At 42.8% G+C, this 20,867-nt stretch carries 15 protein-coding genes and 2 pseudogenes; 6 read left to right on the top strand and 11 right to left on the bottom strand.

Going from position 1 to position 20,867, the window contains the following annotated elements:
- The first annotated feature begins 551 nt into the window (after window positions 1–551).
- Both PSBA01_RS01575 and PSBA01_RS01580 read left to right on the top strand, forming a co-directional pair.
- Window positions 552–986: an MCR_0457 family protein gene (locus tag PSBA01_RS01575; RefSeq protein ID WP_058025084.1), complete on the top strand. Its 435-nt coding sequence runs from the start codon at window positions 552–554 to the stop codon at window positions 984–986.
- A gap of 512 nt (window positions 987–1,498) precedes the next feature.
- Window positions 1,499–2,665, top strand: a complete 1,167-nt coding sequence (locus PSBA01_RS01580; RefSeq protein WP_186474862.1) for a D-alanyl-D-alanine carboxypeptidase family protein — start codon at window positions 1,499–1,501, stop codon at window positions 2,663–2,665.
- Window positions 2,666–2,867: 202 nt separating this feature from the next.
- Here the strand turns inward: PSBA01_RS01580 and PSBA01_RS01585 are convergent, their stop codons facing one another.
- From PSBA01_RS01585 to ndk, 10 genes are all read right to left on the bottom strand, one after another.
- Window positions 2,868–4,829 (bottom strand): ATP-binding protein, encoded by a 1,962-nt coding sequence (locus PSBA01_RS01585; RefSeq protein WP_186474863.1) that lies wholly within the window; start codon window positions 4,827–4,829, stop codon window positions 2,868–2,870.
- A gap of 184 nt (window positions 4,830–5,013) precedes the next feature.
- Window positions 5,014–6,435, bottom strand: a complete 1,422-nt coding sequence (gene der, locus PSBA01_RS01590) for a ribosome biogenesis GTPase Der (protein ID WP_071003380.1) — start codon at window positions 6,433–6,435, stop codon at window positions 5,014–5,016.
- A 316-nt stretch (window positions 6,436–6,751) separates the two neighbouring features.
- On the bottom strand, window positions 6,752–7,972 hold the full coding sequence (gene bamB / locus PSBA01_RS01595; RefSeq protein ID WP_186474864.1) for an outer membrane protein assembly factor BamB: 1,221 nt from the start codon (window positions 7,970–7,972) through the stop codon (window positions 6,752–6,754).
- Window positions 7,973–8,130: 158 nt separating this feature from the next.
- Window positions 8,131–8,925, bottom strand: a complete 795-nt coding sequence (locus tag PSBA01_RS01600) for a YfgM family protein (RefSeq protein ID WP_071003377.1) — start codon at window positions 8,923–8,925, stop codon at window positions 8,131–8,133.
- Between the two features lie 70 nt (window positions 8,926–8,995).
- Window positions 8,996–10,297 carry a histidine--tRNA ligase gene (gene hisS, locus PSBA01_RS01605; protein ID WP_186474865.1) on the bottom strand — a complete coding sequence of 434 codons (1,302 nt, stop codon included), beginning with the start codon at window positions 10,295–10,297 and terminating at the stop codon, window positions 8,996–8,998.
- A 121-nt stretch (window positions 10,298–10,418) separates the two neighbouring features.
- Window positions 10,419–11,534, bottom strand: coding sequence for a flavodoxin-dependent (E)-4-hydroxy-3-methylbut-2-enyl-diphosphate synthase (gene ispG, locus PSBA01_RS01610; protein WP_186474866.1), 1,116 nt, complete (start codon window positions 11,532–11,534; stop codon window positions 10,419–10,421).
- A gap of 117 nt (window positions 11,535–11,651) precedes the next feature.
- Window positions 11,652–12,473: a helix-turn-helix domain-containing protein gene (locus PSBA01_RS01615; protein ID WP_323970149.1), complete on the bottom strand. Its 822-nt coding sequence runs from the start codon at window positions 12,471–12,473 to the stop codon at window positions 11,652–11,654.
- Window positions 12,464–13,399: a type IV pilus biogenesis/stability protein PilW gene (pilW, locus tag PSBA01_RS01620; RefSeq protein WP_227517153.1), complete on the bottom strand. Its 936-nt coding sequence runs from the start codon at window positions 13,397–13,399 to the stop codon at window positions 12,464–12,466. The genes PSBA01_RS01615 and pilW overlap by 10 nt, the downstream gene beginning before the upstream one ends.
- 215 nt (window positions 13,400–13,614) lie before the next feature.
- Window positions 13,615–14,844 carry a 23S rRNA (adenine(2503)-C(2))-methyltransferase RlmN gene (rlmN, locus tag PSBA01_RS01625; RefSeq protein ID WP_186474867.1) on the bottom strand — a complete coding sequence of 410 codons (1,230 nt, stop codon included), beginning with the start codon at window positions 14,842–14,844 and terminating at the stop codon, window positions 13,615–13,617.
- 300 nt (window positions 14,845–15,144) lie between these two features.
- Window positions 15,145–15,576 (bottom strand): nucleoside-diphosphate kinase, encoded by a 432-nt coding sequence (gene ndk, locus PSBA01_RS01630; protein WP_058025095.1) that lies wholly within the window; start codon window positions 15,574–15,576, stop codon window positions 15,145–15,147.
- Between the two features lie 348 nt (window positions 15,577–15,924).
- Here ndk and PSBA01_RS01635 point away from each other — a divergent pair.
- The 4 genes and pseudogenes from PSBA01_RS01635 to PSBA01_RS01650 form a co-directional block, all read left to right on the top strand.
- Window positions 15,925–16,986, top strand: a pseudogene (locus PSBA01_RS01635) (RNA-guided endonuclease InsQ/TnpB family protein); the annotation flags it as partial.
- Between the two features lie 83 nt (window positions 16,987–17,069).
- Window positions 17,070–17,681: an IS607 family transposase gene (locus PSBA01_RS01640; RefSeq protein WP_058025651.1), complete on the top strand. Its 612-nt coding sequence runs from the start codon at window positions 17,070–17,072 to the stop codon at window positions 17,679–17,681.
- Window positions 17,678–18,832 (top strand): RNA-guided endonuclease InsQ/TnpB family protein, encoded by a 1,155-nt coding sequence (locus PSBA01_RS01645; protein WP_093071385.1) that lies wholly within the window; start codon window positions 17,678–17,680, stop codon window positions 18,830–18,832. Before PSBA01_RS01640 ends, PSBA01_RS01645 begins: the two co-directional genes overlap by 4 nt.
- A 167-nt stretch (window positions 18,833–18,999) precedes the next feature.
- Window positions 19,000–19,248 (top strand): annotated as a pseudogene (locus PSBA01_RS01650) (zinc ribbon domain-containing protein); the annotation flags it as partial.
- A gap of 228 nt (window positions 19,249–19,476) precedes the next feature.
- Here the strand turns inward: PSBA01_RS01650 and PSBA01_RS01655 are convergent.
- A complete protein-coding gene (locus PSBA01_RS01655; RefSeq protein WP_186474868.1) occupies window positions 19,477–20,766 on the bottom strand; it encodes an adenylosuccinate synthase in 1,290 nt (429 codons plus the stop codon).
- Window positions 20,767–20,867 lie beyond the last annotated feature (101 nt).

Genomic DNA, 20,867 nt, shown 5'->3' on the forward strand with positions numbered 1-20,867 from the left:
AAAGCAGGGGACAGGACTCTTTTTTGCCGCTTCATCGTTAAAAATAAGCGCTTAGAATGACTAAACTTATTATTTTTAACATCGAATCGCCTAAAAAATAGTCGCTGTCAGTGCCATGGTCGAATGTTCAACACGCCCCAGTATATAAAATAAAAAATTTGGCGATTACTCTTGAAAGCCTTGTGATATCAGTACATTAAAACTAAATTATCTTGATAGCCCGAGCGATTATACCTGAACAATAGATAATCCCGAACTCAGTCTTTGACCAAAAACCGTCTGGCATTTTTGTCTATTGTTATATTATTTGCCTCAAATGGAGTCGAAATGAGAGAAATAAGGCAACGCGTTACAATATGCAACACCGTACAATAATACAGACTGATGCGTTTATACTGATGTGACTTCATTGGTATATGCTACTGATATGTTGCTGTAAAATGCCTTTGGCTCACAAGATATCTACACATAAATCAATATTTTATGTGACTTTTGTTTTTTTACCCATTAACATATCACCATCAAATAAAGATAAGCGAGTGTAATACTGAATGAAGAATCAATCGATATTATCTATAGCTTCTGTGATAGCAAAGACCGCCTCAAAAATCGGGCTGGCAGGACTGATAACGTCTGTTGCCATGCTGTCTCAAGCGTCTAATGCTGCAAACAATCCTGCGACCACTATTCCGCTAGATATGTCTGGCATTAATATCACAAAGCATGAAATTGCTGTGATGCAGGTACTATCAGAGATCTGTCCATCAATGCTGAACGGCAATCAAAAACAACGTTTTTATAAGTCTTATACTGTGCAATTGCACGAGCTGATGCCTTCATTAGAAGACCCAAAAGCAGCGATTCAATACCTGTCAACGCAGCAAGACTATCGTCAGATACTGCAAGGTATTCGTAGCTGGACAATGGGCTTTTCAAAGCAAGAAAATAAAGCACTATGCGAAGATCTTGCAAACGCAGAATATTAATCGCTAAAAAGCGTGTAAGCGTAGAGAGCCGTCTTGAGCGCTAGAAAAGCCAGTCATAATTAACGACAATAAACAATGGCCTTGTTCTTTTTGGAGCTCTACTCTCATCATCGTTAAGAACAATACTCTACACTTACCCATTAAGTTTAATGAACAAAAAAGCTTGCTGTCATTCCGCTTATAAACCACAAGCGGTACAGCAGGCTTTTTTGTGGTCGTTGAATTTATGCTGATCAAAAGCTATCTATAGGTTAGTAAGAGCAAACACTTAATACCTACTCGCTTTTCTTTTTATTCAGGCCTTACTTTTTTGCATTTATCGATTCCCCATCGGTTGGCATTTTGCTAAGATAAGGCGTTAATTTTATGTCTATCGTACAGTCGTTCTTGTTTTGATTAATACATTATTTTAGACATGATGTTTAAGGCATGCTGCTTAAAATAATGTATGAAAATTGACATTGAATACAAGCGATAGATACATTTGGTTCCATGATGCGGTGTAATGATATATGACAGTAAAGCGTGTAAAAAATCAGCTAGTACAGCTGGTAGTTGGTGTAAGTATCTCAATGAGTGCAGTGATGGCAAACGCAGCCATACAACCGCCTGAGATGGATAATACCGCCTATGTATTGATGGACTACAATACTGGTGAAATCTTGGGTCAAAAAAATGCGAATGAGTCATTACCGCCAGCGTCTCTGACAAAAATGATGACCAGTTATATCATCGAACAGCGCTTAGCATCAGGCGACCTCAAAGAAGACGACCAAGTACTCATGAGCCAAAATGCATGGTGCCGTGGTAGCAGCAGTCAGTCTTGCATGTATGTGCCAGTCAATAAGACCGCTAGTGTCATCGATATGCTACGCGGTATTATCATTCAATCAGGTAATGATGCGTCAAAAGCCATGGCTGAGCATATCGCGGGTAGCGAAGCATCATTTGCAATATTGATGAATGAGCAAGCGCAAAAGCTTGGTATGGAAAACTCTCATTTCGTCAACTCTACTGGCATGCCTGCTGAAGGGCATCAGGCATCAGCGCTGGATCTGGCCAAACTTGCTCGCGCTATTGTCAAAAACAGCGGTGATTACTACAGTATTTATTCCGAAAAAGAGTTTACCTATAATGGTATCACTCAGGGCAACCGCAACGCCCTACTCGCAACCGATCCTACCGTTGATGGTCTAAAAACGGGCCATACTGATGCGGCAGGTTATTGCTTAGTCGCTTCTAGTAACCGCGACGGTATGCGCCTCATCTCTGTCATCATGGGCACCAAGAGCCAGCAGGCTCGCGCCGATCAATCGCGTGAACTACTCAACTGGGGTTTTGGCCACTTCACCACAGTGACCAAAGCGCCTGCTGGCCAGTTCGTCAGCAAAGTTCCAGTATGGTTCGGAGAAGCCGATGAGGTAGAACTGGCAACGGGTGATAACTTACAAATCCTGACCAGTAAAACGCAGAAGAATAAAATCACGACCGTGGTTGATATTCCTGAAAGCCTAGAAGCACCGATTAAGAAAGGTCAAGAAATCGGTAAGATGATGGCCGTTATTGATGGTAAAGCTGTCGCATCTGTCCCTATCATTGCCACTAATGATGTCGCACAGTCAGGATTTTTGAGCCGTACTTGGCAACATATTGTACGCTGGGCGCAAAACCTGTTCTAAGAACTGTTTTATCTTTATAGATAAAAAGCTATAGCAAATCCTCTCATTATAAGAAAATCACATAATAAAAAAGACGCCTTAAAATTGGGCGTCTTTTTTATTTGTTGTAAAAAAATCTTGGCTTGTTTGTGCTTTTTATCAGGAAATTACATCTAATGGGCTAGGCGATTTTAAGAAGTCAAACGTATTTTTTTATAGTGTTTTAGATCCATACTAACCAACGTTTTAACAAGTCACTCAAAGCCTTGTGCTCATAGGTCGTACTATGACAGTAATCGATGCCAGCTGCTTTTAAACCATACTCGAAATTATCGACATAACGCGCTTGATGTTGGGGATACCAATATATCAATAACGCACGTTGCACGCTTTCTTCGTTTTCATGTTGGCGAATAAGCTTTGCTAACAGCTCAGCTTTGTCCGCGAGCACGTCCTCAGCGAACATCACCATATCGACCTTCTGTACCCTTATTTCATTCATGACTTGCTGTACGTCCTGGTGACAGATCACCGTAGCGCCTAGATACTCTAGCTCATTGAATAACGCACCCGTCTCTTGATCATAATAATAAATAATCGTTAGCCCATTTAAGAGCCGCTGCTGGCGAGATTGTTGTTGGTTTGGCATTACTAACGTCAACGTAAACTGCGTCCCTGATCCCAAGGTACTATCAACTTCGATGGTCGCCCCCATGAGCTGCACCAATTGCTTAACCACAGGCAAGCCCACACCTGAGCCTTCATACTGGCGCGTTTGTGACGAATCCACCTGAAAGAAAGGATTGAAAATATCATCAATATGATTGCTATCAATACCGATGCCCGTATCTTTGACACTGATTTTCCAACGATTACTTTTATCAAAATGCGTCAGTTGTGACGTGATCACTACCTGTCCAGTAGGAGTAAATTTAATGGCATTACTGACTAATATGGATAATATTTGTTGAATTTTTGCTGAGTCGCCATAAAGACTGTAATCTACATGATGAATATTACTGGTTAACGCTAAGCCTTGTTGATTGGCTATAGGTTCAAACTTTATCAAAAGATCAGATATCAACTGTAGCGGATTAAATTCATTGTTATGAATTTTTATTTGTCCTTTTTGTATCTGATTTAATTGAATAATATGATCCAGTGATAGCACCAGTTTATCACTGCCGTTGCTAATAATTTCGACAGCGTCTTTTTGCTCTCTAGTTAAGGTTTCGTAGTCCAATAACTGTAGCCCGCCCACGATAGCATTGAGCGATGTTTTTAGTTCATGGGTAATCATGCTTTGAAAATTATGCAACTGCACATCAAGCGAGACATCTTTGTTATGTAGTTGCTGCTCAAAGGCAGCAAGCGTATCATATCCTTGCTTGGCCTCTTGCAGTCGATCAAACAAGATAGCCAAGGCCTTTTTTATTTGTGTCAGCTCTTGAAAGTTAAAGCGCTGCGGAATAATAGGTAGCTGCTCTAGCTCTGCGTTTTTGATGATAATACCGCAGACACCATTTAATGCTTCGATATCTTTGACCGGCCAATTCAGCTTTCGAAAGATATATATACCTGAAATAATAGTCAGTAGTAACGTGGTCAGCCACAACGGAATAATGCTACGAAACCAATATGAACGCAGTACTTTCACATCCATGGTGATGTTGATATAGCCAATCAGCGTGTTATTCCTATTCGTGCTACCGATCGATTCATCCGTAACTGATGATGTGCTCATACTCTCAGACAGATCTGTCGCTAGCTGCTGATTAGATGTGGGTTTATTGGGTCTGACACTCAAAAAATCTTCGTACTTACTAACGACAGGATAGTTGAAGCTGACCGTATCGGCAAATAAAGCATTTTTCCAGTCATCTAGTGATTGGCTGATATCGTTGATAGGCTGGGATGTGGAATAAAACACAATACTCTGAATGCTCGGCTCATTTTCTAATAAAACATTCACTTGCTCAGCGACGACGTCAGCACCATCTGGTGTCGATGCACTGGTTGTTAGTAACGAGGCTAATTGCTGTATATGCTGATGTTTTTCTTGGTAGTGATGCACCAAACCATAAATAAAAGGCAATACAAAGCCTGCCAGCAGAGCCAGAATTACGGCCTGTCCAACAGAGCGCCAAATGAGCATAGAAATGGTTTGAGACGAACGATTGTTCATATCACTCTACTGAGTCAAGAAAAGTTTTACTTATATTACAAGTATTTGAGAGATGTGATAAGCGAAAGATTGAGGCAATTAACGAGTATACTGAACTGCCAAAAAAAGCACTATATGATTATAGTGCTTTTTTATTTTACCGTGCTGAGCTGCACGATAAAATAAGTCATAGCAAATCATGTGATTAACGAGACTTTTTATCTTTGGTAGTGAATTTCTTCGCACGATTGCGCTCACGCTGACGCAATTGCTGTGTTTTTGCCTTGGTTGGCGTGTCGCTCTTATTGGCGTATGGGTTGTCATTTTGTTTAAAGATAACATTGAGCGGCGTACCTTCAAGCTTAAATACTTGACGGAACTGGTTCTCTAAGTAACGCTGATAGCTCTTAGGAAGCGCGCTGGTTTGATTGCCATGGATTACGATAACAGGTGGATTGTGACCACCGATATGTGCATAACGTAGCTTAATACGGCGACCAGCAATAGTTGGTGGCGGATTGGCAGTGACAGCATCTTGCAAGATTTGCGTCAAGCGATTGGTAGAGACTTCAAACATTGAAGACTTGTAAGCACGCAAGATAGATGGATATAAATTACCCACACCAGTCCCATGTAGTGCTGATATCAAATGTACTTTTACATATGGGATAAAGTTAAAACGACGATCCATCTCAAGCTTAATATAGTCTCTTTGATCTGGTGTCAAACCATCCCATTTGTTGATTGCTACGACTAGAGCACGACCAGCATCAAGTGCATAGCCAATCATATGCAAATCTTGGTCAACAATACCTTCATGCGCATCAATGACAATGACAGTTACATTAGAGTCTTCAATCGCTTGCAAGGTTTTGATAACAGAGAATTTTTCTACTTTTTCATCGATTTTACCGCGGCGACGTACACCAGCCGTATCAATCAATACGTAGTCTCTGCCCTCACGCTGATAAGGGATATAAATACTATCACGCGTCGTACCAGGCATATCAAATACCACTACGCGATCTTCGCCCAACAGACGGTTAACCAGTGTTGATTTACCAACGTTTGGACGACCGATAATCGCAAGCTTCAAACCGTTTGGCTCAACTATATTCTCTTGCTCAGGCATATCAGCCGTTAAGACTTCAAGCAAGTTGCCCACACCGCGACCATGACTGGCTGCCATCGGATACGGCTCGCCCAATCCTAGCGCGTAAAACTCTGCTGGCGCTGCATCGTGGACACCATCAACCTTGTTTGCAACCACGTAGACAGGCTTACCCAGAGTATGCAAAAACTTGCCAATCTCAGCATCAGCACCAATCATACCAGCACGAGCATCAACGACAAATACAATGATATCTGCTTCGTGAATCGCGGTATGCGACTGCTCAGACATATAGTCATCGATATTACCGCTGCCGTCATCTGCTTCACCAATACCACCAGTATCCACAACGATGAATGACTTATCTTCATAAGTTGCATCACCGTATTGACGGTCACGAGTCAATCCCGACAAATCAGCAACCAATGCCTGCCGACTTTTTGTGAACTGATTGAATAAGGTAGATTTACCGACGTTTGGACGACCAATTAAGGCGACCACAGGCTTGATACTCATGGGTTACTCTCAGTGAAAGGCACAATGACGGACAGTACAATTATTCTTATGACCACTGATATAACAATAGTAACGAATAGGGCTGCACTTAACCGCAAATTAAAATGAATGATAAAACAATAGCAAAAATAGTAGCTAGCTATTTTTTAGCTAAAAAATAATTGGGACGACTAAATTATATATAGTATATATGGTTAGCACATCGGTCGCATAGAGTACGCGAAAGCCTGTACTTAAACAAGCGATTTACACAAGGCACTAAACGCTGACTAAGCAGCGTTTGTGTTTTGTAGATAAAAACCAGTGTACTGTTTTATCAGCGCGTTAGCTGCCAGATAGCAACTTGTCCTGACGTGCTTTGAGTCATCAGGCGATTGCCTTGTACTTGCAAGTTCGTCAACGTCCCTTTTGTCTGCACGCGGCTAACAATATTGCCAGTAGCAGGGTCAAATAAATGTACCATACCGTCAAAATCACCGACTGCAATATAATTGCCAATCATGACAGGATTGGTTAGGTCACGATAAGCCAGTGCCTCACTTTCCCATAATGTCTCGCCACTATTGCGATCATAGGCAACCACTTTACCATCTAGACTAGTAGCAATCACTTGCTGAGGGTTGACGGCAAGTGCTTTTAAACTAGCAAGCTCATTGACGAACATCACTTGACGTGAGGCCAAATCAATACCTAATAGCTGACCACTATAACTAATCGCAAACAGCTGATTTTTATCCACGATAGGCTTGCCATCGACATCGCTCATGCGCTCAACTTCGCTGCTTCCAGACCCAATGCCAACACGTCTTGACCACTTTGGTAAGCCATTATCAACGGTGACTGCATGCAAACGACCATCAGCAGTCGCCAACAATGCCGTTTCATTATCTAGCAAAGTTGGTGCCGCACTACCGCGCACGCTGATCGCTGGTACTTGCGTCGCAAACTGCCACACTGATTCACCAGTCTGTAGTGATAAGCCATGCAAGAAGCCATCATTCGCTGATAATACCACACGATTATTACTGATAAGCGCTGGGGATAAAACCGACCCTGACAACTGCTGCTGCCAGCGTTTTGCGCCAGTCATAGTATCAAACGCCATTACTTGACCATTGCGAGTACTCACAACCGCTGTCTGACTCAGCGCATCCAACGCCACGCCGCCTGTGATCTGATCACCGACGTTAACCGACCATAAGCGCTCGCCTGCCTGATTAAACCCTATCAGATCACCACCGCGTGATGCCGTAACGATTTGCCCATTGGCGTAACCAACTTGCAAATCTAGAGGGTCTTTCTTACTGGCTTTTTTGTTACCTACATCGGTGCTAAATACTGGCTGGAGCACGTTGATCGGTTGCGCAATCTGTACCAATTTTACTGGGTCATTAACCACTGGCTTGATGCCGCGGTTACACCCAATCACTGCAGTGCTCATTACGGCAAGTACTGCCACATGCATGACTGTCTTCTTGATAGTCTGACTACTTAACGTAGTTTTTAACATTTTGCTAGAGCGAATAGATTGAGTCATTATATGTTCTCACTACAAATGAATTATTATTAATTGGTACATTGGCCAACAGCACATTAGTCATTATGACGTCATATCAAAAAGCATTTAATCGATTGCTACTGCTCAATACTAGCTTAGTGATTTACTGAGCTTAGTTATTTACTGAACTTAGTGACTTATTGAGCAGCTTCAACGCTCGTATTTTCTGAGTTTTCAACCACTAATGGCTGCTCAGGAGTCGCTGATTCTTGGATAAGACTGGTGGGCCCAGCAATTGGCTCAGGAGTGATACCCAAGCTTTCCATCTTTAAGGCCAATACTGCACGCGTTTCTTGGCGGCTACGTAATAGCTCCCAAGCATTATTGTAAGACTTAATCGCTGATTCTTTGTTGTCTTGTGCCAAGTAGATATCACCCAGCAGCTCTTGCTGACTGGCTTCAAACGAGCTTGGCATATCGTTGTTGGCTTCTGACAAGGCCGCATCTGCATCGCCTGTCGCCAGTAACGTCTTGGCATAACGCAGCTGAGTGATTGCCTTTAGACCGGCATCGCCCAGATCGATTGCTAGCGCTTGTTTAAATGTCTCAGCTGCCGCCGTAAAATCATCATTATCGACCTGTTGGCGAGCTTTTATCATCAGCGCTTGCCAGGCATAAACTGATTCACCATGCGTACTGACTAAAGCATCAATGTCTTTGTCTAGCTGTGTACGGCTCTGTACCAGCGACTCTTGTGCATCGGCTTCTAGATCTGGATTTTGCGAAGCCAGGCTGACTTCTTCATTCAGTCGTTGGATATCGGCATATTGATCAGCGGCGACAGTATCTACTCGCGCATGGTTGTTCTGCCAGTATGTCCAGCCAAAATAAGCAGCCAGTGCCAACAAAATCGCAGTGACAATATAACTACCATACTGCTTTAACGCTTGCATGGAGTTGTCTGCATTCGGCGAATTGGGGGTCAGAGCCATATATATTTACCTGATAAAATGTACATTAAATTGCTGATGCCAAAATCAAAAATGCGGCGTTGCAAGACGATTATTTACGAGAAAAGTTATCTTTACTCGATAGCCAATCTTGTGTGACAGTCTGCTGCTCACCCGTCTGCATGTCTTTGATACTGATGGTATTATCATCCAGCTCTTGCTGTGCGATAATGACTGTCAATGCTGCGCCGGACTTATCTGCCTTTTTCATTTGCGCTTTTAGACTCGTTGCACTTGCCATCTTCACGCGTACATCTGGACGACTATAACGTAGGTTTTGTGCGTAGCTGATACCTGCACTATAAACGTCAGAATGCGCCACGACAAAGACATCACAAGCGGGTTTGTCAGCAATCGGTGCCACGGCTTCCATCAGTAGCAATAAGCGCTCGAGCCCCATCGCAAAACCAATAGCCGGTTCAGATTTTACAGGTTTTTTATCTGACTTATCATCGTTTGTACCTATGGACTTTAATTGTCCAACCAGACCGTCATAACGACCACCAGCGCATACCGTCGCTTGACTGCCAAGCTTATCCGTTACCCACTCAAAGACCGTTTTATTATAATAATCAAGACCGCGCACCAGATGTGGATTAATCTCAAAATCGATACCAAGCGCAGTCAGATAAGCTTGAACTTGTTCAAAATGCGCCACACTCTCTGTACCCAAGAAGTCAGCAAGCTTTGGTGCGTCTGCTAATACTGCCTGCGTACTTGCTTCTTTACTATCTAAGATACGTAATGGGTTGGTCGTCAAGCGACGTTTGCTGTCTTCGTCTAATTGATCTTTTTTGTCCGTCAAATAGGCAACCAGCGCTTCGCGATAGGCATGGCGTTCATCAAGCTCACCTAGGCTGTTTAACTGTAAGTGCATCTCATCTTTTAGGCCCAGTTCTTGCCACATCAGATGCGTCATTGCAATCAGCTCAGCATCAGCGTCTGGTAGCGCACTACCAAAGCTTTCGACACCTAGCTGATGAAACTGACGATAGCGGCCTTTTTGCGGACGCTCATAGCGGAACATTGGACCAACGTACCAAAGCTTCGGCGTGTCCCCACGCAATAAGTTATGCTCGATAACGGCACGTACTGCTCCTGCTGTACCTTCAGGACGCAAGGCCAAAGGCGTGGGTGGCTCAGATTTATCAGTGAAGCTGTACATCTCTTTTTCAACGATATCTGTCGCACCGCCAATCGCACGTGCGAATAGATCAGTTTGCTCAACGATAGGCAAGCGAATATGCTCATAACCATATCTACCAAGTACATCAGCCAATATCGCTTCTAGATGCAGCCACTTTGCTGATTGGTCAGGCAAAATGTCATTAAACCCTTTAATAGCTTTAATCATGATACGGTCATGTCCTTAAAATTTAACAGTTATGTCTATTATTGTTATCTACGTATTAACAAAAAAAATGTGCTGCCTACCCTTTTTTTACACAGCAAAAAGCAGATACCTATATTGCGACTTATTTTACGCGAATAATCTCGTTCTCGCGCTTTTTCGCCAAATCTTCTGCATGGGCGCGAACCATACTTTCTATTTCATCGACTACATTGCCGGTATCGATAAGATGACTTTTTTGACCCATACGGTATACCAGTGATCTTGGTGCGGCGCCAACGATACCGATATCTGCTTCTTTTGCTTCGCCTGGACCATTCACTTTACAGCCAATCACGGATAAATCCATTGGTTCACGGATGTCTTCCAAACGTGATTCTAGCGCCGTCATCACTTTAATCACGTCAAACTCTTGACGCGAGCAGCTTGGGCAAGCGATAAAATTAACACCGTTCGAACGTATGTTGAGCGATTTTAAAATATCAAAGCCAATTTTGATTTCTTCTTCAGGCTCAGCCGCTAAGGAGATACGAATCGTATCGCCGATACCGTCTAATAACAGACCACCAAGCGCAATGGCAGATTTGACAGCACCAGTACGGTAGACACCTGCTTCAGTGACACCTAAATGCAGTGGGTTATCAATCTGCGCTGATAGCAGGCGATACGCATCCAATGTCAAAAACACATTACTGGCTTTGACAGATACTTTGTATTGGTCAAAATTAAGACGCTCTAAAATGTCGATATGACGCATTGCTGACTCAAGCATCGCCTCCCCAGTCGGCTCAGTATACTTACGCTGAATGTCTTTTTCTAAAGAGCCTGCATTGACGCCGATACGAATAGGAATATTGTGATACTTAGCACAAGCAACCACTTCACGCACCTTGGCATCGCTACCGATGTTACCAGGATTGATACGCAAACAATCAGCGCCGGCTTCAGCCACTGCTAAGGCAATCTTATGATCAAAATGCACGTCTGCAACCAAAGGTACGCTCACCAGTTTACGAATCTCGCCAAAGGCTTTGACGGTATCCATCGTCGGCGTTGATACGCGCATCAAATCAGCACCAGCTTCTACGCAGCGCTCGATCTGGGCGACAGTTGCCGCCACATCACAAGTGTCAGTGTTGGTCATGCTCTGTACGCTAATTGGCGCATCACCACCAATCGCAACATCGCCGACATAGATTTTTTTGGTCAAACGGCGGTTAATAGGCGATGGCATTGACATAGATAAATCCTTAAATCAAAAATAGAAAAACCACAGGCTTGTATATATAAATGAGCTTAGACGTATAATAGTTTTATTAAACGCTAGTAATCATGCTCGATAAGAGGCCAATGATGACTAAGGTACTAGCTCAAAGGTAGCTTGCTTATCCGTTGCATAAGTATCTAAAGCAACCGTTTCTTGATTGAGCATCAAGCTAACATTATCGATATTATCAATTTGTACACTAAATGGTGGCACACCTGATAGGTCATAGTCACCTGCCGTTTGTGAACCGCTGATGAGACTATTACCCGATGCATCCGTAATGCTAACCACAGCATTATCGGTCAACTTCACGTTTAAAAAAGCCGTATCTGCACTGGCAGCACCTAAATTCAACGCAGAGCCAGACGCACCGATATCACTTGCATCATTGCTAATCGCAGCCCCTTGCGCTTGCTCAATAGCAGATACATCTTCAACAGTAGAGACAGGCTCTTGGCTATTTTCTTTACTCGCATTACTCACCATACGGAATAAAAATACTGCCAAGATAATGAGTCCAATCACACCGATGATCAATAGCGGATTAAAACGAATGCGATTGTGTGTATCGCGTTGCAGCGTGCCCATTGGTTGCAATGGTGTATCAGTATTATTGACCGATTTGGCTTTGAGTTCACTGGGGTAAGCGGCATCAAAACTACTCGCGATTTTGGCTGAGTCTAGGCCCAAATATTTGGCATAGTTAATAGCGAAGCCACGAGCAAATGCCGCTTGCGGTAATTCAGCAAAGTTTTCGCTCTCTAGTGCTTCTAGATGACGTTTTAAGATAAATAACTCGGCGGCTGCCTCTTCTAAACTGACTTGCTTCGTTTTACGGGCTTGCTGCAACGTGGCACCAAATGATCCCTGAGCGTTAGATTGAGTGTTTGATGATGGGGTGATCATTTCCATGGTGCCTCTGGATTGTTAAGCCAAGTCTTAAGTTGTTTCGCTTCGTCGCTCAATGGATAAGCGGATAAAAGCTGCTGTGCCAATTGCTGGCGAGTTGTAATGTTGTTTTGTGCTGCCGCAAGTTTGATACCTTGTAGGAGCAATCTAGGACTGATGCCCTGCCCTTGTACCAATATCAAGGTCTCGTCATACAAGCGCTGAGCCTGCGGTACTCGCTGCTGCTCAAGCAATAAATCTACCAGCTCAATATGAGCAATAATACTATTGCGATTGCCATCTAGGGCCCGCAAAAACGCTTTAGCAGCGGCACTATTGTCACCCAACTGAAGGTATGTACGCCCTAAATTCTCTAACGCACCGATACGGCCTTCGTAACCTAATGAGGCGCCTGCAATCTCAAACTGCTCTGCCGCCTCACGATAGCGCTTCATCTGTGATAAATAAACACCGTAATTATTGTGTGCTTGCACAAAGTCTTTATCCAGCGCGATGGCTTTTTTAAAGTACTGATCGGCTTTTGCAAGATTGATGCGGCTGCCTTCTTGCTGCAACAAAACGCCCATCATATCATAGGCTGGCGCGTAACGGCTATCAGCAGCAAAGGCTTTTTCGAGTTGACGCTGCGCCGTATCGAGCTCATTTTTGCGGATATATTGTGCAGCAAGTGAGGTACGTACACGAGCAATTTCTTGCTGATCTAAGTTGCGGTCACCGCTGGGCTTCGTGGATGTCTGATAAGGCGCGATGCCTGACAAGTCATTGTTTGGTGTACTCTGACAGCCACTTAGCAATGATAATGCGAGTGCGGCAGCCAGTAATGCGCACTTCGGTGCAGTGACTCGGTTCGTCACCACACCTGCCTTTTTATAAAGGTTAAAAAATGGTTTTTGCTCTACCAACTGATAAAAATTTTTAGAAGTCATCATAGCCGCCATCATAAAACTGTGGTTCAATGCATTCGATCTTCGAGGCATCAGTTTAATAGATTTAGCCCCTATAAGTACAATTTAGTTGTTATTAATTGCTATGTTCTTCAATCTTGACCGTTATTGATACATTTTCATTACCGTTGCGACAGATAAAAGACAGCTAAGCTTCTTTTAGAACAGACGGATATTTATCCTGTCATATGCAAAACGTATCAAACATTTTCACGATCTTTGATGCTTTGTTGCCATGCAGCCGAGCGTCTGGTACGGTCAGCCACTTGTCCGACCAATTGACCACAAGCGGCATCAATATCATCACCGCGTGTTTGACGAATGGTGCAAACAAACCCAGCTTCACTCAGTATATTGCTAAACGCATGAATGCGGTTGTTGCTTGACTTATCGTACGACGCATGTGGGAACGGATTGAACGGAATAAGATTTATCTTACTTGGTAGCCCTTCTAATAGCACGACCAACTGATGAGCATGCTCATTGCTATCATTGACACCATCAAGCATCACATACTCAATCGTGACGTGCTTTTTATGACGCGGATTGACATCATAGACGTAGTTTTTTGCAGCGGCAATCAGCTCTTCTAGCGGGTACTTTTTATTAATTGGCACCAGCTCATTACGCAGTTCATCATTGGGGGCATGCAGTGAGATAGCCAGTGCTACATCGATATCTTGTGCTAGTTGGTACATTTTAGGTACCACGCCTGAGGTTGACAAGGTCACTCGACGTTTTGATAGTCCATAAGCGTGATCGCTCAGCATCAGCTCCATTGAGCCAACCACTGGTTTATAGTTTAATAATGGTTCACCCATGCCCATCATGACCACGTTGGTGACATTGTTTTCCCACAGGCTATGATCAACGTGTTCTAGACTATCATTGTTATCAGTCATATAAGAGGCATTGGCCACCCACAGCTGACCGATAATCTCAGCAGCGCTTAAATCACGCTCAAAGCCCTGCTTACCAGTACTGCAAAAACTACAATCTAGCGCACAGCCCACTTGTGAAGACACACACAAAGTCTTACGACCATTTAATTTACTGTCATCCGCTGGAATCAATACCGTCTCAACCAATGAGCCGCCCGTCACTTCAAACACCCATTTACGCGTACCATCATCACTATATTGACGATGAATCACTTTTGGTGGCGTAACGCAGGCATTGGCTGATAACTTATCCCGCAATGATTTGCTCAGATTGGTCATCTGCTCAAAGTCAGTGACTCCGTGCTGATATATCCATTTAATCACTTGCGTCGAGCGAAATGGCTTTTCACCGATACTTTTAAAGTAATCGGCAAGTTGCGACTGCGTCATCCCTAATAGATTGGTCTTGGCCTGCGCCTCATCTACTATCTTGATACTAGCCGTCTTGTTAGTGGGTGTGTGTTGGATCGGTGATTGAACAGTGGACATAATAGGTAACCTTTTGGCATAAGCCATGAACGTCGTTATACAATTAAATGATGCATTGAGCAATCCGTTATGAGCGCAAAATTTGTCCTATATAGAATGCAAATAATTATCTATATTGACAATGTGCTGATAAAGGATTGATAACGCTAGTAAATCTAATAATGAGGCAAGCGCCTATGAATTTCAATAAGCAACGACACTGTTATTACATATAACAGCTAAAACGGCTTATACCCATAAGATATAAGCCGTCTCGCGATACTATTTATTAACAATCAATATTGCAAATAATAGCTGCTATTAACGCGTACGTGCACAAACTTCGTCTTCATTGAAGAAGTAGCTGATTTCACGTGCCGCTGATTCAGCTGAATCTGAACCATGTACCGCGTTTTCATCGATGCTGCTAGCGAAGTCAGCACGGATAGTGCCTTCAGCAGCTTCTTTAGGATTGGTTGCGCCCATGATTTCACGGTGCTTAGCGATAGCATTTTCGCCTTCTAGTACTGATACCAATACTGGACCTGAAGTCATGAATGATACTAGGTCGTTGTAAAATGGACGCTCAGCGTGCTCAGCGTAGAAACCGCCTGCTTTTTCGTCATCAAGTTGTAGCATTTTAGCGGCAACAATTTTTAGACCAGCTTGCTCAAAACGATCATAGATAGCACCAATGTGGTTGCCAGCAACTGCGTCAGGTTTGATGATAGATAAAGTACGTTCGTTAGCCATGAAAAGCTCCTAATGGATGAGTGGGTTAAAAAATTGAACTAAAATAAGAAATGAAATAGCAAAGAAGTCGCCTTATCACGAACCTCTCATTTTATCTCCGACTACTATATTGGCTTAGACTTATTGAAATGGTTCATGATTTATCAATATAAATATAAATTCAAGACAGACCAAAACAGAATTATTGCTTATCAAAACGTGAAAAAGGACTCCACCTGATGTTAGGGTGGAATTGAATTTCGCCTAGCGTTTCGTTTATTATATTATATCTTTACACAAATAATATATTGAAATAAATTATTGTAAACTTTAGAGTTTATATTATATCAAAAAAAATGAATCGGCGTTATGAAAATCAACAAAGCGTATAAATTTAGGCTTGAGCCTAATGCAGAGCAACAGATTATTCTAAATAATCTTGTCGGCTCTGCACGCTTTGTTTGGAATCAAATGCTAGCGATCTCATTTGAGATGTTTGCCAAAAATGAATTTATTAATGCCACCAACTTGGTTAATAAAATCATGGTTCTAAAGAACAATCCTGATTTTGACTTCTTAAGAACCCATGCCAATGCTGTGTCTTTACAACAAAAAGTACGTGATCTTGCCTCTGCTTGGTCACGATTTTTCGACCCTAAAGTTCATGCTAGGCTCAAAGAAAACAAAAAGAAGTTTCGAAAACCCAAGTTTTTTAAGCTAAGTGATGGCACAGAGATTCAACTACGACAACTGATGCCAAGATTTAAACGTAAATCCGATGGCTGCGACTCAATCAGGCTTGTTCAGTTTGATAAATATTGCCGTGTTGAAGGTAATCGCGTCAAACTACCTAATGGCGTGGGCTTTGTAAAATTTAAAAAATCACAAGATATCATCGGCACCATTAAAAACGTCACCATCAGCAAGAAATCAGGTCACTGGTACGTGTCGTTTGGCACTGAGCGAGCATTATCTGAGAACCCAACTCACCCCTCCAAAAGCGCCATAGGTATTGATTTAGGTATCACTAAACTCATTACCACCTCAGACGGTCAATACATCAAACCCAAAAACAGCTTTAAAGCCAATCAAATTAAACTTGCCAAATTGCAGCGTCAATTAAGTAAGAAAGTAAAGTTCAGTGAAAACTGGAAAAGGCAAAACCGTAAGATTCAAAAATTACACAATCACATCGCCAATATTCGCCATGACTACTTGCATAAAATCACTACCGCGATCAGCAAAAACCACGCCATGATTGCCTGTGAAGATTTAAAAGTCGCCAATATGTCGAGATCAGCTAGCGGTACGATGGAGAAAAAAGGTCGGCATGTCAAAGCCAAATCAGCATTAAACAAATCAATCTTAGATCAAGGCTGGGGCATGATGGTTAATATGTTTGAGTACAAGCAACAATGGCAAGGCGGGTTGCAAACAGTTAAATAAAACATATACAAACCTACCTATTTATTACTATAATAGATAGATTATATCTATAATATAGAGAGCAAGTTATGGGGAAACTGGTTAGTATTGGGGAGGCTGCCAAACATTTCGGGGTTGCTCAATCCACATTAAGACGTTGGGATGAGGATGGTACGTTAGTCGCCAAGCGAACCGAAAACGGGCATAGGCGATATGATTTAAGTGAAATCAGACCGCATTCCTTGAATACACCACCTAAATTAGACCGAAAAACCATTGCTTATGCTCGTGTGTCGAGTCGTGATCAAAAAGACGACTTACTTCGCCAGTCTCAAGTTTTGGAACTTTATTGTGCCAGGCAAGGCTGGACTTTTGAGACGATTACCGATCTTGGTAGTGGAATGAATTATAAAAAGAAAGGCTTAAAAGACCTGCTTGATGACATACTGAGCAATAAAGTTGAACGGCTGGTAATTACCCATCAAGACAGGCTTTTACGATTTGGTGCAGAACTGGTTTTCATGTTGTGTGAGGCTCGTGACGTTGAAGTGGTAATAATCAATCAAGGTGAAGAGTTGAGTTTTGAGCAAGAATTAGCCCAAGATTTATTGGAGATTATCACCGTATTTTCAGCGAGGCTATACGGCTCTTGCAGCAAGAAAAACCAACAATTAATAGAGGCGGTTAAAAAAGCATTATGATCCGTGGACACATTATCGAACTCAAGCCAAACAACGTACAGGCAAATCACCTTGCTCGTGCTTGTGGCGTGGCGAGAAAAGCCTACAACTGGGCTTTGCATGAGTGGCAGCGGCAGTATGCGCTTGACAAAGCGTACCGTGATGCGTGTTTGGCCGCAGGCGTTGAGGTTGATACTAAAAATCTAAACAAGCCCTCACAGGCGAAGCTCAGACGCGAATTGAACGCCATTAAGCGTGAATTATTCCCCTATATGCTGGAAGTGACCAAATGCGCTCCGCAGGCGGCAATCATGCAGTTGGGTGATGCTTATAACAACTTCTTTAAAGGCTTAGCGAAATACCCAACCGCTCGTAAAAAAGGCCGTGACGATAGATTCAGTTTATCCAACGACCAATTTGCCATTAAAGGTAAATCCATTCGTATCCCAAACTTGGGCTGGGTTCGCTTAAAAGAAGCTTTACGTTTTGACGGCAAGATCATGTCAGCCACCATCTCTAAACGTGGCGGTAAGTGGTTTGTTAGTGTGGCTGTTGAAATACAAAAAGCTGTAATTCCTACTAAAAAGACAGGTAAAAGCGTTGGTGTTGATCTTGGTATTACCGACTTACTGGTTTTATCAGACGGCACTAAAATTAAAGCGCCAAAACCACTTCAAGCAAACCTTAAAAAACTAAGAACGCTAAACAAAGCGCTCAGTCGCACTAAAAAAGGCAGTAAAAACAGAGAAAAAGCGAAAACCAAGCTCTCTCGTTTGCACTATAAGATCAGGTGTATTAGGCAAGATTCTCTCCATCAAATCACAACAAGTCTGGTTAATGAGTTCGATGTGATTGCGATTGAGGATTTGAATGTCAAAGGTATGGTTAAGAACAGGCGGCTATCAAGAGCTATCAGTGACTTGGGTTTCTTTGAGTTTAAGCGACAGCTTATCTACAAAGCCACTGAGCAAGGCAAGGTTGTGAAATCAGTCGGACCCTTCTACCCAAGCTCAAAAACCTGTTCAAACTGCAATCATATCCTTGGTAAAGATGAGCTAACATTGAAAATGCGTGAGTGGTTGTGCCCTAACTGTCAGGTTTCTCATGACCGTGACCTCAACGCCAGCATCAATATTTTAAATAACGCGACTGTTATTTTAACAGCTGCATAATCCTGTTTATTGGACGGTGAGTTCCATCGCCAATTAAAAAAGTCTGTGGAGTCGTGGTCAGTCTAAATCTCAAATGAGAAATAGCGCGTGACAATGAAGCAGAAAGAAAACGTCAAACCTATCTAATAGTCAATATTGGCTAGGTTTGAGTAAGATTTTTGGAACGGTTGCTCATTAAGGTAAACCCACGTTACACCAGCCAAACCTGCTTTGAATGCAAGCATATTGCCAAGGAAAATAGACGCACTCAAGCAAACTTTGAGTGCGTCGAATGCAGGTATGTTACGAACGCAGATGTTAATGCGGCTCGTAATATATTAGCGGCAGGACATGCCGTTTTGTCTGCGGAGGGAGGATGCGTTAAAGGTCGCCCTTTGAAACAGAAAACTTGTGACCTTCGTGAGAAAGCCACCTAAGAGCTTATGCTTTTAGAATTCCCCACTTGAGCTTGGCGAAAGTGGTGGAAGTATGTCAATATAATGATTAAGCGTATAAATGATAGGATTAATTTATGGCGATAACTTACACAAAGATAAATTGAGCAAGGTTTTACCGCTCATCAATCTTCTTATTTACCAAAAATAAAACCCCAATGTTTGGCATCAGGGTTTTGTAAATAAAACAGACAATATCTTTATAACCAATTAAGCATCATACGGATCGCGTAATACAATCGTTTCTTCACGGTCAGGACCGGTCGAGATGATATCAACTGGGCAACCAATCAATTCTTCGATACGTTTGATGTAAATTTTAGCGTTTTCTGGTAGGTCATCATAGCTTGTGATACCAACGGTTGACTCGCTCCAGCCTTGTAGGGTTTCGTACTTAGGCGTGACTGACTCATAGAATTCAGCATCATGCGCGCCTGCACACTCAGTCTCAGGTAAGTTGTAACCTACACCGATTAGCAACTCTTCAAGACCATCTAGTACGTCAAGCTTGGTCAAGCAGATACCTGACATAGAGTTAAGTACTACTGCACGGCGTAATGCTTCAGCATCGAACCAACCACAGCGACGGGCGCGGCCAGTTGTTGCACCAAATTCATGACCGACTTTGGCTAAGTGAGCACCAACATCATCGAACAATTCAGTTGGGAACGGACCACTACCAACGCGCGTAGTGTACGCTTTGGTGATGCCAAGTACGTAGTCTAAATACAATGGACCGATACCTGTACCCGTTGATACACCGCCAGCAGTTACGCTTGAGCTGGTTACAAACGGATAAGTACCATGGTCGATATCAAGTAGCGTACCTTGAGCACCTTCAAACATTAAGTTTTTGCCAGCCAGACGTAATTGATTTAGGTCTTCAGTTACATCAGTAACCATACCATTAATCTCATCGCGCCACTCTTTACAAAGCTTAAGTGTCTCATCAAAATCAATCGCTTCAACTTTATAATACTCAGTCAGTTGGAAGTTGTGATATTCGATTAGGTTACGTAGTTTTTCTTCTAGATCTTCACGGAACAAGTCAGCAAGCTTGATCGCACGGCGAGCGACTTTGTCTTCGTAGGCAGGGCCGATACCGCGACCTGTTGTACCAATTTTGCCGCTGCCACGCTTGGCTTCACGAGCTTGATCAAGTGCCACATGATAAGGCATGATAAGTGGGCAGTTTGGAGAGATACGTAGACGCTCACGTACTGGTACGTTGTTGTCTTCTAACTCTTTCATCTCTTTTAGTAATGCATCAGGAGCTAACACCACGCCATTACCGATAAAGCAAGTAACGCCTTCACGCAAGATACCTGATGGAATCAAATGCAAGACCGTGGTTTTGCCATCGACAACCAACGTGTGACCAGCATTATGACCGCCTTGGAAGCGGGCTACTGCTGAGGCTTTTTCGGTAAGCAAATCAACGATTTTACCCTTACCTTCGTCGCCCCATTGGCTACCCAAGACTACAACATTCTTACCCATGATCAATCCTTACCTTTATGTATTGAGGTGTGTGCAATAACAGTTGAAAAACTAAAATGATTTTATTGACTGTATCTTTTTATCTAACGAACAACATAGCG

Origin of the sequence: Psychrobacter sp. KCTC 72983 (genome assembly GCF_014280455.1) — a bacterium.
GTDB lineage: Bacteria > Pseudomonadota > Gammaproteobacteria > Pseudomonadales > Moraxellaceae > Psychrobacter > Psychrobacter pacificensis.